Origin of the sequence: Bacillus canaveralius (genome assembly GCF_002860125.1) — a bacterium.
Taxonomy (GTDB): Bacteria; Bacillota; Bacilli; order Bacillales; family Cytobacillaceae; genus Bacillus_BJ; species Bacillus_BJ canaveralius.
Window position 1 is genome coordinate 25,072 of record NZ_PGVA01000020.1, and the last position, 23,441, is coordinate 48,512.

Here is a 23,441-nt window from a genome sequence, read left to right on the forward strand (position 1 = left end):
ATGGATTTTTACAACTTTAGCACCAGCAATTAATCGCGGCGGTGGATAAAGTAGAATTTGGCCGATACCGATGTGTGAGGAGAGGGAGATAGTGACTGACTAATAGCAAATGCATAAAATAACAGCTTCGATTACTCCGGATCATGAAGTCTCAACAGCAACTATCAACTTGTCATCGCTAAACTTTATTTTACCAAGATTCGTCTTATGGTTTCAGTGACAATTTCCATTAATTCTGTGGAAGTCTCAGGATTAAAAATGAGATAAATGGGTGTTTCTGGTATTGACGTGGGCAAATCCAGTTGTACTAGATTACCGCTCTTTAACTCATCTTCGACAATCATTTTTTGGAGAATGGTCAATCCAACCCCCTTTCTGACCATCATCTTTATCCAACCTACATTGTTAATTTCAAGAGATTTGTTCGTTTTGATCCCTAGATCCTGAAGGTAATTTTCAATAGAGCGGGTTACAAAAAAATTTCGATTGTATATAATAATTCTCTCTTCTTTTAGTTCTTCGATGGTCACCACCCCTTTATTTGCCAAATGGTGAGCTGGACTGCAAACAAGCACATTCTCTTCATCCGTAACTTTTACAAATATAAGATTTTGAGAGTCTAATTCTTTTTCCGAATAAATGTAGCCAAGGCCAAACTTTATTTCTCCATTCTTGATCAACTCTATTGTATCCTTTGTTTCTTCAATTTTTATTTTAAAATCCACATTCGGATAGGATTTATACAGCACCTTCAGTAATTCTGGCATTATATTTACCCCCATATGGTTGGGGGAAGATATTGTGATATTATTATCAATTTTAGAACCACTTTTTAACTTTTGTTCAGCTTTTTTTATCAAGGTAAAAGCATCTTGAAGATAACCATAAACCTCTTGTCCCATATCGGTTAAGGTGATTTTTTTTCCATTAGTTCGTTTAAACAGGATTGTGTTAAATTCACTTTCCAACTGTTTGATTCGAACACTAATCGTTGGTTGGGTTATATTCAATTCCTCTGCCGCCTCTGAAAAACTGCCTTTCTCGACAATCATTAAAAAGGCTTCAATATTTTTAAGTTCCATCATAAACCCCCAATATATACTTTGGCGTTATCTTTATAAAAGTATAACAGCCCCTAAAGCTGGTTTGTGATTAAAGAGCAAGGATGATGTAATTTATTAAGGTTATCATTATTGAAGTGATTATCATCATTATGATGGCAAATTGCCAATTCCACTTTAATAAATCTTGGTACCTTACATTCAGAAGATTTGTGCCAATGATATTTAATGCAGACACCGGAGATAGCAGGGTTCCCATTGCCCATCCAATTGTTAAGGTGATCGCGAACATAATGGAGCTTAAATCGAGACTATTTGGATCAATGGAATTAGCCATAATGGAGACGGTTACAATTTGATGTACTCCTAATAGTGAAAAAAGCACGATTGAAGAGAGAATCATTAAAATGACAAAAACTTGGGAATGGTTTGTAAAAAAAACAAAGATTGATAATATGTATTGCGGAAAAGGTGATAGTTGAAACATGTGAGAGAAAAAAGAAGCTGTAATGATCATCAATGATTCATTATGGACATTGGGCAGAATATTTTTCCGGTAATTTTTCAACTCAGATTTCATCTCATCCTTTTTCCTTATTAAAGATGACCATAATAACGAAGACACAATCGCAATGAGGCTGACGATGATGATTAGATTGAAGTCGAAAATTCTATCTAAAATAATGATTGAACCAAATAAACCTAAGAATCCGATTGTTAGCTCCAAAAGCTTTTTCCTGGTTTCTGGTTCGTCGCTGATTGTTTTGGCATCTGCGTTCCAAGTCGGCAGCGACCTTACTTCTATTCTAAAGAGAAATAGTGAAATAAAAAAACCCAAAATAACAAAAATAAGGGCATAAAATAAAAAAGGAATAAGTGTTAAGTCGAGTATAAATAGGATTATAGCAACACCGGCGATATAGGGTGAAAATATAATGGATAAACAAAAACCCTGCATAATTGCCTTTGTATAGGTCCCTCTACTGGACTCCAAAAGTGGCCTGAACAGATCGGTTGAAACTCGCAATGCACCAATATTCATAAATGAAGTTAGCAAAGCCGAACTGCCAAGAACTATTATTGGTACAAAAAATGGTTTGTCTGACCATTTATTAATGATAGTTACAATCGTACCATCATATCCGCCTAAGCGCATCGGAATGGAAAGCAGTGGAACAGACAAAAATAAGGGTACGAAGGCCAAGTTTAGCAAGATCGCTTCCTTCCAGTAACTAACGGCACCACCATAGTAAAAATAAAAGACATGACCGATTATAACCAGGACAAACGTAATCCTCCTTGGAGCTTTATTCATGAAAAAAAAGCAATAAAGAAAGGTGATGACAGCTGCGCTGACTATTAAGGTGTCATTTCCTGCTCCTAAAACCGAATAAACTAAGTAAATCGCGCCCAATAAAAATAATAAAGCTCCTCTAATTGAGCTTGCATACTGTAAACGATCCGATAATAATTGTCGTTTCATTTCAATCTTCTCCAAAACATACACTCCTCCTAGCTACTAAAAATAGATCTGCATTAAAATCGAAAGTGAGGACGTTACAATGAAAACTATCAGTGCAAAAAATAGATTGTGTTTAACAACTTGCATTGGACTCTCATTAATGGTCACGGCTACAATGTTTGCGTTCATTGTAAATGGGCTTGAAGCAGATCCAGTCAACGCTCCCCCCAGAATGGCTAACGCCAGCCATTCAGCCGATACATTCATAAATTGTAAACTTAATGTTTGCGTGGCTAAAACCACCACTAATTGAGGGATTATACCGATCCATGTCATTAAGAAAACGACAAATCCGATCACCAATAAAATAAACGGTCCAATCGTAATGCTTATGGAATATACGGTACCGTTAATCCAGTCGTTAATATGTGAATGAGCAATCACATTGATGAACACAGACATAGCGACAAACAATGCAACCTGAGGATATATATTTGGGACCGTCTCAATCAGACGCTTTTGCATATTTTTGCAGTAAGATTTCCCCTTTTGTAAGAACAAGGCCCAAATAAACGAATATGGAATAATCATCAATACAACAGCGTCCAGCATTGAAAATGTTAGCCAATGGCTTAAGCTCAAAATTATGACAATAAAAATAACAATATGCAGCAGAAAATAAATAAGACTCATTTTGGCCTTTGCAGACAAAATTTCATGGTCATTTTCTTCAACTAATAAATGTTCATTCACTTCTCCTTTTAAACGTCTAAAGCTTGACTGGATATCTAATAACAGAAATAAGATGGCTATAGTAAAAGTAAGCGGTAAAATAATCGATGCCTTTGCCCCGGTGCCGGTGATGGCAATGGTCGGCGCAGCAGCTACCGGTGTCCAAAAAAGAGTCATTATAAAAGGTCTTACATATGTGATGGATTGAAATTTATTAATAAATGAGGCTGGCAGCTTTTTCAGAAACTCTGATAAAGATGCCTGGATAGTTGGAATGGCAGGAGCTGTCATCACAGAACATAAAATAAACGTCACGATTGAAAAGGTTGCATACAAGCTTTTAAAGGAAGTGATTCTGCTTCTAAAGAAGCGATATATTTTTTGTGGATATTCGCCCAGTAAAACGGGAATGGACAATAAAGAAGCATAAGCTAACAGAACCAGAATATTGGTCATTCCTGAAAAGTAGGTTAATGCGTTCCATGTAAACAGATCGTTCAAATACATCACAATGAACGAAAACGATAGGGAAATTACGACAATGATTTGATAAAAAACTTGGATACCCTGAAGAGAAAGGATTAACGCGAAAAAACTGCAAATGCTTAAAATATAGTCCGAGTATTTGATAGGTAACACCAATTGAATAATATAGAAGATAAAAAGACAGTTAAAAACAATCGATCTAGCAAGATTTAAGATCACACCCATATCCAATTTCGAAACACTTTCTTTTGCCATCCCAACCTGGAGCATTCGTGCCATCACCTCTGTAATAGTGAAATCTCTTAACTTGTTTCAGCCATAAATAAAATGATTTATGAGGGTATCATAAATCATTTTAAAACTTTACCGTATTCCAAAGTACGATCTAACAACTTACTTGTCATAGCCCACAGCTATTTTTCCAGGCGATGGACGTTGTAACACAACTCAATAGACATTATGGGCAGGTCCTTTACCAGCGTTTTATATTCGGATGTTCTTCAATAGCAAAGAACGACCGAAGTTTGGTCGTTTTCTTTGCTAATATTATCTTCTGTATTACAAAACACCGAAGACACCAAGAAGATGGATTCGCACACACTGGCAAAAATCTTTATCATCTTAATTAACTACAGCGAGACCATATTAGGCAACCACAATATAAGTTGTGGAAAGTATGTGATCAATGCCAATACAACCAATGATACAGCTAAAAATGGCCAGATTGCTTTTACCAGCGTTTCTAACTTCACTTCTGCAATGGATGATGCAACAAACAATCCCGCCCCAACTGGCGGAGTTAAACTACCAATTACGATGTTAAGACACATAACCACGCCTAGATGGATCGGATCAATATTAAACGCCATGGCAACAGGAATCAAAATCGGTGAAAGTAATATTAACGATGCAATGCCATCAAGAAACATCCCAACCAGCAATAAGAATAGGTTAACGATCAATAAAAATACAAGCGGGCTATCCGTTAACGTAACCATCCACTCTGTTATTAACTGCGGAATCCTTTCAAAGGTAAGCACTAATCCAAATAATTTGGCTGTGACGATTAACAATGTCACAGTAGCCGTTGTCGTCGCTGTATTTATCAGGATCTTGGGAAGTTCCTTCAACTTGAGCTCTCGGTAGAATAAAGCACCAGCAAGAATGGCAATTAAGCATGCAATTGCTGCAGATTCAGTAGCTGTAAAGATGCCGCTTAGAATGCCAACGATGATAATGACAGGGACAGACAATGCTGGGATCACTTGATAGAAAGAAGCCCTGATTTGCTTAAGGCTTTGCTTATCTGACTTAGGTAAATTATGCCGGTGGCCATAATAGATGATAAATAATATAAACGAAAGTGCCAAGAGGATGCCTGGCATGATGCCGGCTATGAACATTCTTCCTATAGAGGTTTCAGCATGAATACTGTAAATGATGAAAATCATGCTTGGCGGAATGATTGGTCCCAACATCGCCGCAGCAGCAGTAGTAGCTGTGCTAAATTCCCTTTGGTATCCTTCCTTTTCCATCGCCGGTACCATTACACGGCTCATCATCGCCGTTTGTGCTAAGGAAGAACCCAAAATGGAAGCTAAAAAAGTGTTTGCTACTACATTTACATAGGCTAATCCACCTTTATAATGGCCAACAATGGCCTTGGCAAAATTAATAAGTCTCGAGGTTATCCCTCCATAGTTCATTAATTCTCCAGCCAGCATAAATAACGGAATGGCCAGTAGGCTAAAGTTATCCACTCCTGAAAACAGTCTTTGGGGCACACTATCAAATAACCCATTATTCCCTGTTGAAAAGATATAAATGATACTTGTGGCGCCAAGGACGATGAAAATAGGAACTCTAAGGAATAACAAGCTGAAAAAGGAGAAGAAAACGGTCACTTACCCCACCACCTTCTTTGTCATATTTTTCCTACTACCTCTAATCACTTCGTTCTGGCCCGATGACCTCACATTTTTCACACCATCCACAACGTCATGCAACAAAATCTCTAATGAATGAATAGTCATAAATGAAAAACCAACAGGAACACTCAAATAGGCGACAATCATGGGCATTTGTATGGCAATTGATTTTTCAAACAGTATGAAAGGAGACGCAACCCACCTTATTGAAATGAACACCATGCAGGCACAAAATAAAAACACAGTCAGGTTACAGATCAAAACGAGTGCGTTATAGGCATGTCCTGTGAATTTTTCCACGATAATACTTACAGCAGCAGATTGCTTCCCTTTCAATGTCATACTGCCGCCAACAAATGTTACCCAAGCTAATGCAAAAACGGACGTCTCTTCCGTCCAATGGAGTGGATTGTTGAAAAAATAACGAAAAAACACCCCGCTTGTTAGTGAAATAAGAACGGTTGAGAGTAAGACAATAACGAGAATTTTTTCTATTTCATAAATAAGGTTATTTATTTCAGAAAATATCTTCATGGTTTACCTCCTCAGCTGGATTTGGCTTCTTCTATAAACTCTTTTGTTAACGGGCTTTTATCTGAGTATTTTTTATAAATTTGTTCCGTTACATCCTGAAATGCTTTTAGACTGGATGGTTTGTGAATGTTAAGCCCCTCTTTTTTTAATAATTCCAGGTTCTCCACTGTTTCCTGGATCGCTAATTCATTTCCATAATCAATTGCGACTTTCATCGCTTCTTCAACAATGTTTTGATCGTCTTTAGATAAACTATCAAACTTAGCTTTACTCATAAGTACAGCCGCATTAAACGCAAATTGGTTTAGCAGAGTAAAATCTTCGCCTACCTCATAAAACTTTTGTGAATACGCCGAATCTGCACTTGCATTAACTCCATCCACTACCCCGGTTTGAAGTCCCTGGTATACTTCAGGCAGTGGCATTGGAACTGGACTAGCACCCAATGCATTATAAAAATCGTTAATGACCTCAGACCCTGGCGCCCTAATCTTTTTCCCTTTGAATTTCTCAGGTGAGTCCATAACGCCCGAATTCATTAAAATACTGTGGCTCCCGGTAAATAGCCAATCCATGCCGACCAGGCCCTGCTCACTAAATAAATCTAACAACTGGTTTGCTGCTTCCGTATCTCTCATTTTGTTTGCATCACCAATATCTTCGAAGAGAAACGGCATTAACCAAGCATTCAGCTCTTTATTTCTGGAAGCTAGATATGCGGTGGTTATGTAGCCAAAATCAACTGATCCAGAAATCATTTGTTGGATCATATCGGCCTCAGGCCCAAGCTGGCTGGCAGGGAAAATTTCTAGTTTCATTCGTCCATCCGACCGTGTTTCAAGTTCCTCTTTGAACTTTTCAGCTGTTTTCGTCCATGAGTGCGTTGGTGCAACTATTGTTGTAAGTTTAAAATGATGTTCACCTTGGCCGGCAGATTGTACTTTAGTGTCTTGACTACTGCCTGCGCCACATGCAGTTGTAATGATGCTCGTCAGTAATAAGAATGAAAGGAAGATATTCACTTTAATTTTTTTCATGTGTTCCTCCATTTAATCATTTTTTAAAGTGGTTATAACCATAAGGAAACGCTTACAATTTCGTGCTTGCATAACTCTTTTACAACCATTTTTTGCTCTATAAACGATGGTATGTCTGTTAAGAGGAACATCCTTCTACCATCAGAAGAATGCTCATTGCTCTCCAGTTTTTCAAAGCCAAGGGGAAACAGTAACAAGCAAAGGCTTCGGTTCGCCAACTCCTCCAGCAGTCTTTAAAGCCTGATCTGTTTGATCCAATGGATAGTTATGAGAGTTTAACAGGCAAAGAGGGAACTTATTTGACGCTATGCAATCTCTTGCCATGCTTACAGATTTATAACTATGGCCTCTAACCCCCTTTATAGTAAGGGTTTTATGGATCACCTCATCAATCTCCAAACCTGAAAGCACTTGATATTTATAGGCCCCTAAAATAATTTTCGCATTCTTATTTGCTACTGAAATAGCTTGTCTAATAGGCTCTGTTCCACCTGATGTTACATCAAGAACAATATCAACCATTTTCCCCCCGGTGATCGCATCTACAGTTTGATACATATCTTCCGTTTGAATATTAATTGTATGGTCAATCCCCAATTCTTTTGCCAACTCTAACCGATGGGCACTTGTTCTCCTCCCTGTAACAATGACTTCAGCTCCAACATATTTAGCGGCTAAAGCACATGCAAGCCCTTGCTGGCCAGGTCCCTGGATGAGCACCACTTTGCCGGGTCCTGCCCCTCCTTCAATACACATCCACTCAAATCCATTTGCCAGCGGTAATGTTATTGCTGCTTCCTCTGCTGGGACATGCTCAGGCATTTTATGAAAAACAGCATTGGGATGCAGATACATATACTGTGAAAATCCTCCATACAGAGATGGATTTTCTGAAAGAGGCGTCGCTCCATATCGTATACCTCTATACTTGGGATCTGTTGCGAGACAGGCTCGGTATTCTCCTGTTCTACAATGCTCACACTGGCCACAGGGAATGTATTCTTCCATGACAACCCTGTCTCCCTTTTTTACACCCCAATTTTTTGAAGCGAGTTCCCCTATTTCTTCGATATATCCCACAACATGATGCCCGAGAATTTTCGGCTCCAACTCGTGGTTATAGTAAGAAACATCCGTGCCGCAAACTCCAACAATTTCAACTCTCAGTATCCCATCGTTATCGGAAAGGGTTGGAATTTGGATTTCCATAAGTGCCGTTTTGTTTTTATCAACAGCTACTGCTGCCAGAGATTTTTCAATCATAATAACTCCTAGTCTATTTAAAGTTTTCTAAACAATTTCGACTTCCTGTGTGGTTAATTTCATTTGTTCTTTAGCACCTTCCTGGAATGGCAACCCCTTGGGAAGCAATACAGATGCTGAGCGAATATGATGCTGTTTTGGATCCAGTGCCTCTACTATTTCATTCTCATTTAATTGTTTTACAGCATTCAGCAATCTTCTTCGTGCTTTTATGATTGCAGTATCGCTGGTTCCCAGTTTTTCCAATGAACGATCTGTAATAGACCCAGCACTTTCTTGTATTGCTTGATCTTCCATTCCGACCCCTTTGATTCCGATAAACGATTTTCCACTTTTTTGTAACTCTCTATCTAGTAAGTATCCATTATCTTTGTTTGCCACCGGACGGAAAGTACCAGGAATAAGTTCAGCATGTATACCTTCTCCCGCTTTCATCTGCTCAATTTCTTCTTGCTCCAAAGGACGATCAGTTGTCCAGCTCCAGCTCCACGTCATACAATTTTCATCATCAATTGGAACCCAGGCATGGCCTCCCCGAGGTGCTCCTGCAAAAGGTGGAATCATTGTATACCATGGCATAAGAAACTGAGTAATTCTCCAATAATAGTGTTCGTCATCAGCATTTCTCCTGGCGCCTATAAGCATACCGTATTCAGTGTCCACCACTTCAAATTTAGGTGAAGTGTCTTTGGCCAGTAAATGTGGACTATTACTTTTTTTTGAAACACCTAATCCACCCACTGAACCAGAGTGAAGGATGGATACATGACTTGAATCTATTCCACCTTCTAATGCTTGAAAATAGTTACACTCCTGAATTTTTTTGGATACAAACCGATGACTATCAGGCACCAGCATCCATTCTTGTTCCGGTAATGCTGGTTTATGTTCTGGTGGTCCCATGTATGTCCAAATGACCCCGGCAATTTCCTCGCAAGGATAGGATTTAATTTTAATCCTGTCCTTAAAAATACTATCCTTTGGTTCTGATGGCATATCCACACAATTCCCATTGGTATCGAACTGCCAACCATGATAAACACACCGCAAGCCACATTGCTCATTCCGGCCATAAAACAGGGATACTCTGCGATGTGGACAATATTCATCGATCAAGCCAATATTTCCATCTGAGTCCCGGAATGCAATCAATTCTTCACTTAACAATTTTACTCGGACAGGCGGACAATCATTTTCTGGTAGTTCTTCTGAGAGAAGAGCTGGAATCCAATGTCTTCTAAAATATTTTCCCATGTCAGTATCAGTGCCAGTACGCGTTAACAAATAGTTATCAGCTTTAGATAGCATTTTGAAGTAACCCCCTACCTTTTTGTGAGTCAAGATTATTATCAGTATATTTTGCAAATTCTTTATTTTCAAATTGATTTTTTTAATAAACACTATTTAAAACTTCTATACCGTAAAAAACTATTTTCATCTCCCGCGGAAAAATCTGAAAGATACTGAGTTATCTTCTCGTTGCGTTTTTTAACGAATATTAAGATTTTCAATAGCGATATAGAATTTTTTCATTTGAATATTCAGAAATATAGAATTAAACTGAGTTTATAAATACTATTTAGAGGAGGACAGTAAGTTATGATTCAAAAATATAATGACGAAATGATCATATCCTATTACAAAAATAAAACCGTGGCTATACTGGGATACCGATCTAACGGTGGTCAACAGAGAGCCAAATTATTAAGAGATAATGGTATAAAAGTGTTGATAGGACTGCGAGTAGGAGATGAATATTGGGGACAGGCAGTAAATGATGGCTTCAATGTATACCCTGTTTGGGAGGCAGCGGAACAGGCTGAGGTTGCTCAAGTTTGGTGACAGATGAAGGCTTCCTGCTATGTTCCTGCTGAGTTATAAGAACAATTTAGAGAAAGAATTACACCAAAGATTAGAAATAGAAAGAGGGTTTATAAGCAGTGAAATCGGAAGGAAAATCTGATTATCAGCTTTCTTCGGTTAATAACGCCCTTCGTCTTTTAAAAAGTTTTTCCAAAGACGAACCAGAGAAAAAAGTAACGGATTTAGCCGCTTCCCTGGGCTTATCTAAAAGTACGGTAAGCCGGCTCCTGTCGACTCTCGCAAGACAGGGCTTTGTGCTAAAAGATGCAGATACTAGAAAATATCGGTTGGGTCTATCGATTCTTCAATTAAACTCCATTATGACCTCGAATCTTGAAATCTACCAAGAATCAATGCAAACCCGGCAAAAACTTGTCACTGAGGTTGATGAAATCCTCAATTTGTAGCTCGGGAAGGATCACATTGTTCAGATTTAACAGGTACATGACGATACCCAGTACATATTCTATCCCGTGTTGTAACTGCAAACCTGCTGCATTGTACATGCCTGGCAAAGTGATCCTTACATTTCAGGGTGAGGACTTTACGCAAGACAATATTGACAAGATTTACGTTTAAAAACAAGAACCGAAATCGTTACTATTGATATTTCAATCAGTCTATAATGTTAAGTTATTCTAAAAAAATCCACGGATATTATTAGCATTCAATTGCGCCTCGACTTCCATCGAACCTCTCTTTTTCATCTGTACAAAAAGCACTGGATGAAAATCTAACAGCCTCTTCACTCTTTTTAGATTTAAAATAATTTTCCACATCCCACGATAATAAGCATGATAATAATCATTCCAAACTGCTTACATCTTTTCAAAGTCAATATCCCCTTTCGAGATTTTCGAAAATTACTCATTCCCTTACTACCTGATATGTCCCATATGGTTTCATCTATATTCAGGTTGGAATTAAAAACAGAACTTTTTTACCAGATTATTCTTTAATTTTCTTTTGATTTAGTAAATTTCTATAAGTTTAGAATCAGCAATTCATTTGCGGAAGCAGATAAAGTATAATTTTACAATACCGATCATTTGAAAATAAGGGGATGTAGACACGGATATGACTATTGAATTGCCATATAAAGACGCGACTGTTTCTTATCAAGTTTTAACACAGTCAGATGATAGTCTGTTTAAGGAGGCGGCTGCGTGTCTTGCTGACACCTTTACTGGCGTAAAACTAGGCGCTAGCATCATCAGGGAGCCGATGTGTTATACAAGGCATATTTTAAAAGATGACTTTGAAAATTTCGTTCTCGACTATCTTAACCATGTTGTCGAGCAGGGATATTGTTTTATTGCAACCGATGATAAAACCGGTATGGTAATCGGTGTTTATGCTTGCGAAATTTTTGATCCTGCAGGAAACTGAAGCGCCTGTTTTTGAAGGAAGCTTTGAGCCTTTTAACCGGATTATCGAATTGCTTGGCGATTTAGATTCGAGGTTTATTGAAACCCTTGTACAGAGATTGGGAAGAATGCCGAAAAAAGATGAGTATTTGCATGCATTTATGCTCGGTGTCCGTACAGAAGATAATAGAAAACAGATTGCCAACCAGCTAATCCAAATGTCGTTGGACAAGGCGGAAATGAACGGGTTTAAAGGCTGCTTTCTGGAGGCGACCAGTTTTAAGTCACAAGTTTTGCTCACAAAGTATTTCGACTTTTATGTGCCTGTAGATACTGTCAATATGCCGATCCAGACAATATATGCTGAGACCTCCGTGTTTAAAACTATACCAGCGGAGATTGGGAACAGCTGTCAAATTCTTTACAAGCCTTTAAATGGTACCGATAAAATCTAAGAATCTCTTGAACTACCCACCACTTATTTTTCTAACGAAAATTTGAAGTGGGGGATTCCTGCGAACACCAGTGTATCCACCAGTTTTTTAGAGGCTCTACCCGTCGTCCCGACGGTGATTGCTTAATTATCTTGTACGTTGGCTTGCCACACGTTCTACTTTAGCTTGGTTTTCGCAACTTCGGTACGTGTGGATACGAATTAGAACGTTGAAGGTTTTACCTAGCAGACGTTTTTCCTGCTAGAACTCCCTATCTTCAGTTTTCAAAGAACAGCTTACGAGTATATATAGTACATTTGTTCGTTTTTTCAACAACTTTGGCTATCGCCAACCGACATTCATCTCCCACCTATTCATTGGGCTTCGCCCTTCCCATTCCTTGAGGTGGGAGTCTTCTGTCGGGAAATGATAAAAATCACGTTGGAGGTTTTCAGATGGATCTCGCAGGAAGCTGGTTCCCGTTAGTCGCATTTATCCCATTCATTCTGTATCTGGGAATATTTATTTTCGGCATTTGGTTTGCAATAACGTTAATCCGTACGTTAAAGGAAAAAAACCAAATTCTTAAAGAAATCGCCATGAATATCGAACAAAGAAACAAAGAATAGCCATAAATCATTTTTACACAGTACAAAAGAGGCTTCCCGACGTGAACTAAGGGAAGCCTCCTTTTTTATTAAGTATGAAACGACCTGGTAAACTCCATTTCCAGAAGGATGTTTAGATTACAGTCCGCCCACTATGTATGGGAATTACATACTCATCTTTTGTTTTCGCATAAAAAACATCTATATAAGAATTATTGATTTACGGGCTTTGATAGTTTAGAAATAGATAGCTTTTCTCGCCAATTATTAATCTTTTCCTATATCGGATTCATAAGGACATTTCTGTAGTATTCCCTATTAGTTGTGACCTTCATGAATCCTATGAAGAACACTTTGCCTATTTTCCGAATGAGTTTTGTCCTTCGTGAGCCATAAAAGCACCCGCTCTCTTAGCCCATCTCAAGATAGCTGAAAAATGTTAAATTCAAGTTGTATAGATCACTAACTGAATTCCTGTTTTGATGTTGTTTTTTCTGATTTTGCCTGTTTTTCGTCATTTTCAGCCCACGACCATGAAACATCTGGCCGAGGATGTATAGGTCCTCGCATAAGTTCGTCAGTATTCTGATCATTGTCACCCTTTAGCATTTTTTTCCTGTTATCTGGCAATAAACTCACCTCCCATGGATTAGCTATATTGTTTTGGCAAGTTTTATACGGCAGACAGACAGCGCGCCGATTTCGTATTAGATTGAAGGACTTGCTTCTATTTCAGCTTACTGTATTACGATGTGACATGCAGGCATATCCGTCTTTACCGCTTTTTGCTTGGCCATGAGTTTGTTAGTATAACCTCGGATTGGCATGCTATGCTTGTATGGATGTTTCATTGAATCACTGCTCCCATTGTTTTGTGTTATAACTGGAGCAGGTGGACCAAACAAATAAAAACTCGCTAAATATTCACAAGCTTTCATTCAGTGCCCTCACGGATGTTCCGCAGGATGCGGCGTTGTAATAGTATGGTTCCATAAGCCAAGTTGGCCCTTGGCTGGAACGTACTTATCTAATTTTTTTATATGTTGGATTTCCCATGCAAGCCGCCCCTCACTAAAATTCCCAAAGTAGTATTCAATGCCAGTGACTAATCGTCCATCATCTAGCCTAGCTGATGCTCCTGTATCTAAAATTACTTTAATGCAATCAGATAAATGACTGGTTGCTAATATTACCCCGATTGGCAAATTCTTTGCTGTGTATCCATGCTTTGCAAGCAAAGAGCAAATAGGTTCTTGCCTACATGCGAATTTGTCTATTTTTTTGCTTGAGTGTATAGCTAGCTGGCCGCGGTGTTTAGTGCTCCAAGATCTTGTTTCAAATTGTTTTACACCCAGCACAATTAACATCGCCCAAGGTTGCATAATAGATAGGACTTTCACTTTCCACTCCTTTCAGTGATAACACACTGCACGACCCTTTGCATGGAATGTTTAAATTCCCTACAAAAATATTTGCTATTTATTTATTGTTGACCAAGTTATCGATATCTGAAAATGCAGAGGGTTATTCAATAAACAACTCAAATAAAAGCACCGACTGAGAACTGGGAAAAGGATTGCCAACACGATGTTATTATGGTTACCCATCTTATCAACAAATATCATTTCAGTTTATGCCGTATAAACCAAGCCGATCGTGGCGTTTGACTTCAATAAATAGAATGACAAAGCCACATGACCCTTTATCAGATATGCGGCTTGTTTAATCGATATTCGATTATTGTAAAACGGAGTATCAATGAACTCGCGTTTACGATACAGTGGGAGTCAGGTAATCTTCCAGTGCCTGTTGCAGTGTAGCTTTTGTTTCTGCTTTATTTTCAAACGTTAACCCGAGTTTGGTGATTGTCCTTACGATTTCAGGACGCAGCCCTGTGATTACACACTCACACCCCATCATATTCGCTCCGTCGATAGTCCTCATCATGTGGTGGATAACTTCAGTCTCCATTTGCGCGATTCCTGAGAGATCCATCACCAAGGTCTGAATCCGCAGCCTTGCAATTTCCATTAATGCTTTCTCTTCTATCGTATTCGATCTAAACAAGTCAATTTTCCCTATTAAAGGCAGAACACATACTTTTGGGCTAATAGGAATAATTGGAACAGAAAGATCTTCCACCATCGCCTGCTGCGATTTAATCAAATCGTCTTTAAACTTAGAGTAACTCAGAAAAAAGCCGTTCAAGAACTGGTCGATTCGGTCATTGACTTGTCGTTCGAGCTCAAAAAAATTTTCATGAGACGGTTTATTCTCACTGTCCACATCAAATCGTTCCAGGAAGTACCATACCGTCCTGCGGATGGCTTGAACCCATTCAAGCTTAAAGGCTAACGTCAAATTATGTTTGGCCCACGAAACGCCTTCCATTCTGGCGAACTCATTCAATGATACATTTTGCTCACCGATTGAATACATTACTAACTTATGTGCGTTATTCAAGAGGTCGATGTTTCCGACTAACAAAATTTCTTCAATCTTTTCACGCACATTACCTGCTTCGCTCAACAGTTTCTCTTGAAAATCGTTACTATTATTACTGAAATATTCTGCATATTGTTTTTCCATGGTTAGCCCCATTTGGTTCACTCCTATTCCGCATTATCAACTTGGTAATAGTTTTCTTCTATTGTATCAACTATTTGATAGACGGACTATTATTAAGTGTTACGTCTCGAGTTTGACTATCTGCCTAAAAGTTGAACTAGTAGACTATTACACACTATCTCCGAAACCGAAAAAGAGCAGCTCAGCCTGCGTTCACGTTGAATATAAATAAAGCCTTCTCGACGAGAGAAGGCTTTATCTACGCGCATATTTATTTAACTTCGACTGTTGTTTCTTTATGATCATGTATTTCTTCGCCTTTTTCAACATGAATTTTCAAGTGATAAACACCTGGAGATGAAAAAGATGTATTCACAAAATAATCACCATTACTTGCTTCGCTTGCATCTATGAACTCATGCTTCTCCTCATTTTCCTTCCATAGTTCAAACCGAACATTCGCTTGTGTTAAAGGCTGATTTTCGCTTTGAATATTGGCAGATAAATCAACATCTTCATTAACAGAGACGATAGTTGGAACACTAATGCTGATGGAAGCACTGCTATGATGGTGATCTTCCGCAGCATGGTCATCATCATGCCCGTGAGCTTGCTCTTCATGATGATGCTCCTCTGCAGATTCTTGATGTTGGTGGTCTTTTGCACTTTCCTTCTGTTCAGCTTCATTTTGTTTACTAGGTTGATTTGCTTCATTTGAACAACCTGCCAGTATTATAAATAAAGAAAATAATGAGAACAGTAACGTCTTCATGATAGTCATCCTTTACTTGCTTTGTAGCATTACATTTTTAACATACGCATGTTAATTATAACAAAAATCACTTTTAAAAACTGTGTGTTCTGTGAACAAGCGCAGTAAACCTTATAATGAAAACAATCCTGTCCCTGAGTGCGGGGATTGTTACGTTTCAGGAACGACAATGCAGAATATAAAAAAGAATGCCACCGAAAAGATTAACAATCATTTCGGGAGCATTCTCAGCATGGCAAACTCGCAATAAATGTGATAAAAATGTGATTTATTTCGGATTTAGGAGTTTAAAAACACCCCGCAACCCTTGATGTATCAACGTTTCATAGAACGTTATTACATCATGCCGCCCGTAAGGTGAGAGTGTGTAATATCTTTAACGATGAGGTTAAAAAGTGCGGTAAATCAACGTTTTGGATATTGTTGGTTGTAACATCTTTAACGGCGATTTACCGTATTTTATAGGATGGCGTTAGCAAAATGTTAGCATCTAAAAGATATATTACAAATTAATAAGTCTATAATCACGTTAAAGTCTTTCTTGATTCAACTAATTTATTGTCTATATGTAGTTCTGTCAAATAGTATAACAACCTACTTTTACAAATAACCTCCACATTTTTCCCTTCTAACTTTCCTTTTACAGAAGTGCCAAATGGAGTCACAAAAGTATGTTTATCTTGAAAAACACCATTAACCAAAAGCTTCATACCCATGCCATCTTCTTCATAACTTATTATGTTTCCTTCATATAAAAATTCAATTTTTTTCCCCATACTTTCCTCCCATCTATCTTTAATAATAATTAGGGGTAAACTAACGTTTAAATCATTATGTCAATCACCACTACTAATTTGTAGAAATAGCATATTACCCTAAGAAAAACGCATCCAAGTCATCATCACTTCTTAATATTTTACTTTCATCCACACCCAACTCTACTGCTAAATCTACGGAAGCCGCAGCTAAAACAGCGGAATTTGCATGAACATCAAATGCTACATCAATTAGAGAATTATAACGAGCATATCTTGCGTTTATTTTAGAAATGATGTCCTGATAAGCCTTATCAACCTTTGCTAAAATAGATTCTGTGTAGGCATCTAGCATTTTCTTTAATTCTTGTTCTTTCGCACCTAGTTTGTCTTTTGCAAATCCCCAAACGAAATTTGCAGTAACTGTACCTATAACAGAGCCTAACACTGGAATTGGAATTAGCATTTGTCCTATTGCTCCACCAGTAGCTGCAATACCTGCTTCAATACAAAGGATCTGACCTTGTGTGACAAATTCATCCATAGAGATTTGATCCTTCTTTAGATCAGTAAGTAAAGACGATAATCCCATTGTTGCACTTGTAACAGCACCTGCAAATGGGGCTGACAGAGAGGTTAAATTAGTTAAAGCGTATATACTGCCAGCAGTGACACCACCTTTAGCACCTGCCTTGGCAGAACTTATACCTATTTCTTTCCAATCATCTTTATCAAAGTCTTGAATTTTCTTCCCTTTTTTCACTTTACTATAAATTACTGTAATTGTATTTAACGAAGCCGCAATAGCCGCTGTTACACCAGCAACCTTAACTCCTTCACCGATTGAAGGTCCTTTTTTTGCTTCGATAGATTTTGTCTTTTCCCTTGTATCCTGTTGAATCTCATCTTGTATTCTTTGATTTTCATCAACTATTCTGTCTTGATTTTTTGATATTGCTTCCCCAACTGTTCCTAATTGGGTTTCACCATAATCTGAAACTGACGGTCTTACTATATCTTGAAAACTTCGGCATGTCTGACGTTCTATTTCCTCTATTTTTTGGAGAATAGCACGAATTGACTTATCGTTTAAATCACTTGGAGCATGACCTAATCTAATAGCTTCAATAATTCTATATTGATCTTTTGGTATAGAATAATTCATTGAATGATCTTGATACTTCCCAAAATGATCAAGTACATGTTTAAGTGTATTATTTGTACCATTTATAAATTTTGATTGATACTTAATACCATCTAGTATGAAGTCTTCAGGTGCAGTTCGAGCAACACCATCAAATGTTGCAACTTCACTTTGACCTTTTAAGGCAGCCCAAGCATTACGCACATTGACTTCAAGATGTTCTGCTACTTCTCCATGTTTCGTTTGCTCCGAACCCAGTATATTCTTAGGTTCAGAGAGACACTGACGCATTTTCATCATATGTTTTAATGCCGTTTCAAAATTTATATTTTGTTGTTGTTGACTCTGAAATTGTTCTTTTACGATTTGATCTAACTGTTTCGCAATGGATTGACTTTTCCAATGATTAAACCCATCTACCCCAGCTGCATTAATTTGATCTTTCCACACACTTGTTGACATCTACTTGCCAACTTCCTTCATAAATAATGCTGATAAATTCTCTGTGTTATTAATTATAGCTCTTAATAGATTACGCTCATCCTGTGAAAAATCAGTAAATGATTTTATCTTCGTCGTATTACTAATAAATGAAATTAAACTTTGCTCCAAATTAGTAGCTAAGGTTTGAGTAGAAGATTTTAAGTTGTTAATCTCATTAGATGTAGCATCAAGAACTCTTGTTGCCTTTACAATTTCAACTCGCTCATTATCTGCTTTGATAGCAGCTTCTTTATTCTTGTTACTTGCAAAAAAACCACCTGCTGCTAAACTGGCTGCACCAATCCCCCAACCAATAGGACCCGCTAACGCAAGTAAAGCACTTCCTCCTGCCATACCGCCTCCACCTGCTGCAAGAGCGCCCCCACCTAACCAAGCTAAAGCGGCATTAGTTGCTGCTGCACCTGACAAAGTAGATATTGCTGTACCTGTTGCGGCAGTACCAAAAGTGGTGGCAATTGCCATAGCTGCTGTTGGGGCCAGTGCAGCTGTGGCAACTCCTGCTGCAACTCCTGCTGCTGCACCTCCACCTGCTAACTTAATCATTTCTTTTTCATCATATGAAATTTCACTAAGAGCTTTAAAACTTGCTAGATTAACACGAACTTGATCAAAGCTTTTTTCAAATTCTTTTGGGGTATTTGCTAATGTATTTATGTATTCCTCTACTTTTCGAATAACATTGACACCATAGGTACGCGTATTATGCAACTTAACTGCATTATTTTGCAATGTACTAGAAGATCTCTTATATTGAGCTACAGCATTTTTCAATTTTTCTATAGCATCTTTCTTTAACGAGCTATTTAACATAGTTTATTACTCCTTTTATGTGTTTAATAGGTTTTAAAGCACACTCAAATCATAGGCTTTGAGAGATATGGTTTTCATTCTCCAAAATTTTAAATTCAACATCTAAAGCAACCTCATTGTCCATTTCAATTATCGGTTTTCACTTCCACCGCCCCAAATTGCTCGACCACCTGTATGAGCAGTTTGAGCATGAGGTTCTTCCTCTACTAATTGCAGAAATCCCGGTTCTTCATTGTGATGCCACGTATATCCTGCTGGTGTTTGGCCATTTGAAAGAGCTTGTACATCAGATTGAGATAAACCTAACTCATTAGCAAGGTTCGAGTTCTCTGTAATTGCTAGATACAATGTATCATTAGCTACTTCAAAATGAGCATCATCACTTTCTAAATACAGTTCTTCTGCAATCATGACATTGAAATTTGAATCGAATACAGGGAATGTACCTTCAATGACTTGTCCATTTGGTAATTCTACTATTTTTTCAACGAAAGCTACTCCTGTATCTGGATGTTCATACCCAGTTAAGTGGTCATTTCTAGTTTCAAGTTCCTCCGCCTCAACGATATCTGCTCCATCAACCAGATCCACTACACCAATAGCAAGTCCTGAAACAGCCACTACTTTGCCAATATTCTTCAATCCCTTTATTGCTTGTTCTTTATCTCCACTTGTAAATCCTTTATAAGTAGTACCTGCGTTATTAAAGGTGTACTTTAGAGCCGTACCAATTCCTTTTACCGTTTTACCCGTAGAATCCTTTAAATCATTTAATCCTTTTTGTTTATAATATTCATCTTTTTTAATAGCACCATATATACCTTGAACTGTTCCATCTACAAACTGTCCTGCATTGTCTAAAGCTATTTTGGAAGCAGATTGAACATTATCTCCAACGTCCTCCAGCCATTCACCAGTGCCTTTCCACTTGCTACCGACAGCTTTTCCCGCTACTTTAACAGTACCGCCGATAAGCCCTCCACCGACAGTGCCAACACCTTTTCCAATCGTTCGGAATAAACTCATATTGTATTCCCCCAATATTAATGACAAGTTTCTTCAAGTAGTAATTTCTCAACTGAATTTTTTAGATATCAATTCTTGGTATTGATTTGAATTAATAAACTTTTATTTATAAAAAAGCTATCCCTGATTCAATCAGGATAGCCAAATAAAGCAAATAATACTGTTTTTGGCAACCCGACTATCATAATCCTAGAGGACTTTAGACTCGTAGCTTTGCGTCCTTATCTTTCAATAAGTTTGCCTTTTCAATTTTCCAGTTCTTTTTACATATGAATATATTACTATTTAAGATTTCGGAATTATGTCATAATTTGTCGAAGATTTATAATTTTAATCTGATTTTTTTGTTTTTCACTTGCAGATGTGGGATATTTTCATAGTCTGTAACCCACATAACCTAAAAATATATATCCTCAAAATAAATTTTCAAAAGTTAATTTTTATCAGACAAAAAAAGCACCCATACAATAAAGAGTGCTTTTGCCTATGCGGTAAATTACATCGTGCCGCCGTAGGCTGAGAGTGTGTAATATCTATCATTAACAAGATGTGCAAAAAGTGCGGTAAATCAACGTTTTGGATATTGTTGGCTGTAATATCTTTAACGGCGATTTACCGTTTTTTATGGGATGGCGTTAGCAAAATGTTAGCAACTTCAAGCAGATATTTGAAATAGTTACTTTCACATTTGAGATATGTTGAGGTATAAATGCCTTATTTTTTACACATTTTTCAGATCTCGGTTCGCGGGAAGAGGTCAATAATGTCCCAGATTTCAAATTATCCAAGCAATGAACGAATCTTCGTTGTAAGAAGTTCCTTGCGCTTTTCATAAAACACTTCGAAATCTTCAAATTCAAGTGAAACATCCGCTGAAATGATTGCCTCTCCATGAAATCTCGCCTTTTGTTGATCATTCATATCGTTGTAATAATCAATGAGCCTCATATCATTTTTGCTGCCGTTACTTCTTCCTTCAAGTAGATGAAGATTAGGAAGTTTGTTTCGTATACTTCTCCATTTTTTCCAATCATCCATTGAAATTGAATGTGGTCTGCTATTATCAAATCGACTAACCGGATGAAGATGGTCTTGTTCATATTTAAAGTTTTTATTTATCCAATCAAGATTCAAATAATAAAGAACTTCTCCAGCAACTCTGCTTCCTTTTTCTGAATTAAGGACATCCTCTATTTTTCCATCTGTTACTCTCAAATCATTGATTTGATCAAGCATTTCAATGGTGATTTCATAATCAAAGCTGTTAATATAACTTTTCATTTGTTGCAGCTTACCTGTAGTACCAGATTGGAAATAAGTGAAAAATATTGCTCTAAGCAAATATGCACGAACTGCCTTGATATTATTGCTATATTCGGAATTGTAATAAATGTAATATATAATCGGTAATAGAACGTTCCAACTGCTTGAAAAATGGCTAACATCTATTTTCAACTCATGAAGTAATCTCTCTAGGTTTGTAAGCGCTCTTTTGAACTCGCTCCAGTCGTTTTTCAAAGTTTCTGCAATACCTTTGTTTATATTGGATTTTACAACATCACCATACAACATCAAGGCTGAACGAATAATAAAGTCTGTACCGAATCCCTCATATGAATCGACTAGAATTTTACCAAACTCGCTTCTCGCACTAGGCCAGTACGCCTCTAGAATTGACATCGTAATATCCGATTTGCGAAGTGGTTTTCCTCCACTATTAAATCTGACAAACATTTCAAGAGCATCATCTTGTTTCATGTCTGTAATTTCAGTATATCTAACGAGCTTCGCTTCAAAAATCTTTTTATATAGTAATTGCAAAATGTTTCTGGCATATTCTTTGCTATCAGCGGGAACATTCACAATTGCTTCCTCAATTGCTGTTTCTCTTGTGGCTGCGTTTTGATATTTTTCGTTGAGAATATCTTTCAATTCAAACTGAGTTGGACTTATTTTTCCTACTTTATCACTAAATTTAATATCAAATTTCTTACTGTTATACTCTTCTTCATCTATTGATATTTTATTCTTATTTAATTCAATCAACAGTTTAGTACGAATTGTACTCCCGCTCTTTTTTCTAGCATTTTTAGGACGTATATATGCCTCTCCAAATAATGATAAGAATAAAGATGTTAACCTTTGTTGTCCATCTAGTATTGCAGTATCTGTATTTTTTACATTAATGCTTGTTAATTCGTAATTCACACTATCCGCCGTTTTTCGGCTATCAAAAGTTACATCTGATAGAAAATTACAAAAATATGTATCCCACGTAACATTAGAGTCATCAACACGCCAGAACAAGAATGTAGCAATCGGATAGTCCAGCAAGATAGAATCCCACAATTTTTCTATTTGATCAATGCTCCAAACATATTGTCTTTGGAATGCAGGCATTACATATTTCCCATTCTTAATATTTTGCATTGCTTCAAAAATTGTTATGCTATTGTCTATAAGTTTACTCAATATATTATCCCTCCAAATATCATCAAATTTTTTCTTAACAAATCAATAGGGTTCAAATAATTCGAAGAGTCACACATCAAATTACTACCAACCCCTTTATTTAGTTCTATCAGATTTATTTTTTCGCTAGGCAAATAGGAAAGTAATGTTGATAGATAGATTGGTTTTCTAACCAACGACTATCATAGTCACCTTTGCCAATCATTCCTAAATGTTCCCAGTAGCATTCTGCATATGCATAATTTTACCACACTAAAAGTATGAGAAAATAAAATTGCTTAATTTTCTTTATAATTTATTCATTAAAATATGAAATACAAAATATAAAAAGCCTCTCAAAAGTTTAATAAACTCCTGAGAAGCTGTTTAAATATTTTATTACTCCGTATGCTGAGAGTGTGTAATATCTTACACGATAAGTGAAAAAAGTGCTGTATATCAAGTTTTTTGACAGAGAGTGATGTAACATCTTTAACTATAATTAACCGTTTTTTATGGGATTGCGTTAGCAAAATGTTAGCAAATTTTGCGCTGTATTAATTACTATCGGCTTTAAATCTAAGGCTCTGTGAACCATAATTCTTGATATTTTGTGTAGATGGATTGAGGTGAGAT

Annotated in this window: 21 protein-coding genes and 1 riboswitch; of the genes, 5 read left to right on the forward strand and 16 right to left on the reverse strand. The window is 37.3% G+C overall.

The genetic code is table 11. The features are described from left to right. Positions 1 to 185: 185 nt before the first annotated feature. The 8 genes from CU635_RS09155 to CU635_RS09190 form a co-directional block, all read right to left on the reverse strand. A complete protein-coding gene (locus CU635_RS09155) occupies positions 186 to 1,082 on the reverse strand; it encodes a LysR family transcriptional regulator (protein ID WP_180956560.1) in 897 nt (298 codons plus the stop codon). 70 nt (positions 1,083 to 1,152) lie between these two features. Then, on the reverse strand, positions 1,153 to 2,559 hold the full coding sequence (locus tag CU635_RS09160; RefSeq protein ID WP_101577067.1) for a hypothetical protein: 1,407 nt from the start codon (positions 2,557 to 2,559) through the stop codon (positions 1,153 to 1,155). Between the two features lie 21 nt (positions 2,560 to 2,580). Further along, the gene (locus CU635_RS09165; RefSeq protein WP_101577068.1) at positions 2,581 to 4,011 is read right to left on the reverse strand and encodes a hypothetical protein; all 1,431 of its coding nucleotides are present in this window, start codon (positions 4,009 to 4,011) and stop codon (positions 2,581 to 2,583) included. A 359-nt stretch (positions 4,012 to 4,370) separates the two neighbouring features. Then, positions 4,371 to 5,645, reverse strand: coding sequence for a TRAP transporter large permease (locus CU635_RS09170; protein WP_101577069.1), 1,275 nt, complete (start codon positions 5,643 to 5,645; stop codon positions 4,371 to 4,373). Next, positions 5,646 to 6,203 carry a TRAP transporter small permease gene (locus tag CU635_RS09175; protein ID WP_101577070.1) on the reverse strand — a complete coding sequence of 186 codons (558 nt, stop codon included), beginning with the start codon at positions 6,201 to 6,203 and terminating at the stop codon, positions 5,646 to 5,648. 11 nt (positions 6,204 to 6,214) lie between these two features. Continuing rightward, positions 6,215 to 7,240 (reverse strand): TRAP transporter substrate-binding protein, encoded by a 1,026-nt coding sequence (locus tag CU635_RS09180; RefSeq protein WP_180955703.1) that lies wholly within the window; start codon positions 7,238 to 7,240, stop codon positions 6,215 to 6,217. Between the two features lie 171 nt (positions 7,241 to 7,411). Then, positions 7,412 to 8,503: a zinc-dependent alcohol dehydrogenase gene (locus CU635_RS09185; protein ID WP_101577072.1), complete on the reverse strand. Its 1,092-nt coding sequence runs from the start codon at positions 8,501 to 8,503 to the stop codon at positions 7,412 to 7,414. A 27-nt stretch (positions 8,504 to 8,530) separates the two neighbouring features. Continuing rightward, on the reverse strand, positions 8,531 to 9,811 hold the full coding sequence (locus tag CU635_RS09190; protein WP_101577073.1) for a Rieske 2Fe-2S domain-containing protein: 1,281 nt from the start codon (positions 9,809 to 9,811) through the stop codon (positions 8,531 to 8,533). 291 nt (positions 9,812 to 10,102) lie between these two features. Between CU635_RS09190 and CU635_RS09195 the strand changes: the two genes are divergently transcribed. The 5 genes from CU635_RS09195 to CU635_RS23290 all read left to right on the forward strand — a co-directional run bounded on the left by CU635_RS09195 (position 10,103) and on the right by CU635_RS23290 (position 12,796). After that, positions 10,103 to 10,345 carry a Rossmann-fold NAD(P)-binding domain-containing protein gene (locus tag CU635_RS09195; RefSeq protein ID WP_101577074.1) on the forward strand — a complete coding sequence of 81 codons (243 nt, stop codon included), beginning with the start codon at positions 10,103 to 10,105 and terminating at the stop codon, positions 10,343 to 10,345. 98 nt (positions 10,346 to 10,443) lie between these two features. Beyond that, complete coding sequence (locus CU635_RS09200) at positions 10,444 to 10,773, forward strand: helix-turn-helix domain-containing protein (protein WP_101577075.1); 330 nt, start codon at positions 10,444 to 10,446, stop codon at positions 10,771 to 10,773. A gap of 670 nt (positions 10,774 to 11,443) precedes the next feature. Further along, on the forward strand, positions 11,444 to 11,755 hold the full coding sequence (locus CU635_RS09205; protein WP_101577076.1) for a hypothetical protein: 312 nt from the start codon (positions 11,444 to 11,446) through the stop codon (positions 11,753 to 11,755). Then, positions 11,721 to 12,188: a hypothetical protein gene (locus CU635_RS09210; RefSeq protein WP_101577077.1), complete on the forward strand. Its 468-nt coding sequence runs from the start codon at positions 11,721 to 11,723 to the stop codon at positions 12,186 to 12,188. The genes CU635_RS09205 and CU635_RS09210 overlap by 35 nt, the downstream gene beginning before the upstream one ends. 434 nt (positions 12,189 to 12,622) lie before the next feature. Beyond that, entirely contained in the window at positions 12,623 to 12,796 is a 174-nt protein-coding gene (locus tag CU635_RS23290; protein ID WP_180955702.1) for a hypothetical protein, read from the forward strand. Positions 12,797 to 13,722: 926 nt separating this feature from the next. Here CU635_RS23290 and CU635_RS09225 read toward each other — a convergent pair. The 8 genes from CU635_RS09225 to CU635_RS09260 all read right to left on the reverse strand — a co-directional run bounded on the left by CU635_RS09225 (position 13,723) and on the right by CU635_RS09260 (position 22,826). Further along, the gene (locus CU635_RS09225; RefSeq protein ID WP_101577079.1) at positions 13,723 to 14,175 is read right to left on the reverse strand and encodes an ASCH domain-containing protein; all 453 of its coding nucleotides are present in this window, start codon (positions 14,173 to 14,175) and stop codon (positions 13,723 to 13,725) included. Between the two features lie 370 nt (positions 14,176 to 14,545). Continuing rightward, positions 14,546 to 15,376, reverse strand: coding sequence for an STAS domain-containing protein (locus CU635_RS09230; protein WP_101577080.1), 831 nt, complete (start codon positions 15,374 to 15,376; stop codon positions 14,546 to 14,548). Positions 15,377 to 15,614: 238 nt separating this feature from the next. Then, on the reverse strand, positions 15,615 to 16,115 hold the full coding sequence (locus tag CU635_RS09235; RefSeq protein WP_180956559.1) for a FixH family protein: 501 nt from the start codon (positions 16,113 to 16,115) through the stop codon (positions 15,615 to 15,617). Between the two features lie 524 nt (positions 16,116 to 16,639). Then, complete coding sequence (locus tag CU635_RS09240; RefSeq protein ID WP_101577082.1) at positions 16,640 to 16,891, reverse strand: hypothetical protein; 252 nt, start codon at positions 16,889 to 16,891, stop codon at positions 16,640 to 16,642. 94 nt (positions 16,892 to 16,985) lie between these two features. Then, positions 16,986 to 18,476: a hypothetical protein gene (locus tag CU635_RS09245; RefSeq protein ID WP_101577083.1), complete on the reverse strand. Its 1,491-nt coding sequence runs from the start codon at positions 18,474 to 18,476 to the stop codon at positions 16,986 to 16,988. Further along, positions 18,477 to 19,328: a hypothetical protein gene (locus CU635_RS09250; RefSeq protein WP_101577084.1), complete on the reverse strand. Its 852-nt coding sequence runs from the start codon at positions 19,326 to 19,328 to the stop codon at positions 18,477 to 18,479. A gap of 129 nt (positions 19,329 to 19,457) precedes the next feature. Beyond that, positions 19,458 to 20,354, reverse strand: a complete 897-nt coding sequence (locus tag CU635_RS09255; protein WP_101577085.1) for an HNH endonuclease — start codon at positions 20,352 to 20,354, stop codon at positions 19,458 to 19,460. A 165-nt stretch (positions 20,355 to 20,519) separates the two neighbouring features. Continuing rightward, a riboswitch (cyclic di-GMP riboswitch) is annotated at positions 20,520 to 20,606 on the reverse strand. A gap of 528 nt (positions 20,607 to 21,134) precedes the next feature. Beyond that, positions 21,135 to 22,826 (reverse strand): DUF262 domain-containing protein, encoded by a 1,692-nt coding sequence (locus tag CU635_RS09260; protein WP_101577086.1) that lies wholly within the window; start codon positions 22,824 to 22,826, stop codon positions 21,135 to 21,137. Between the last annotated feature and the right edge of the window lie 615 nt (positions 22,827 to 23,441).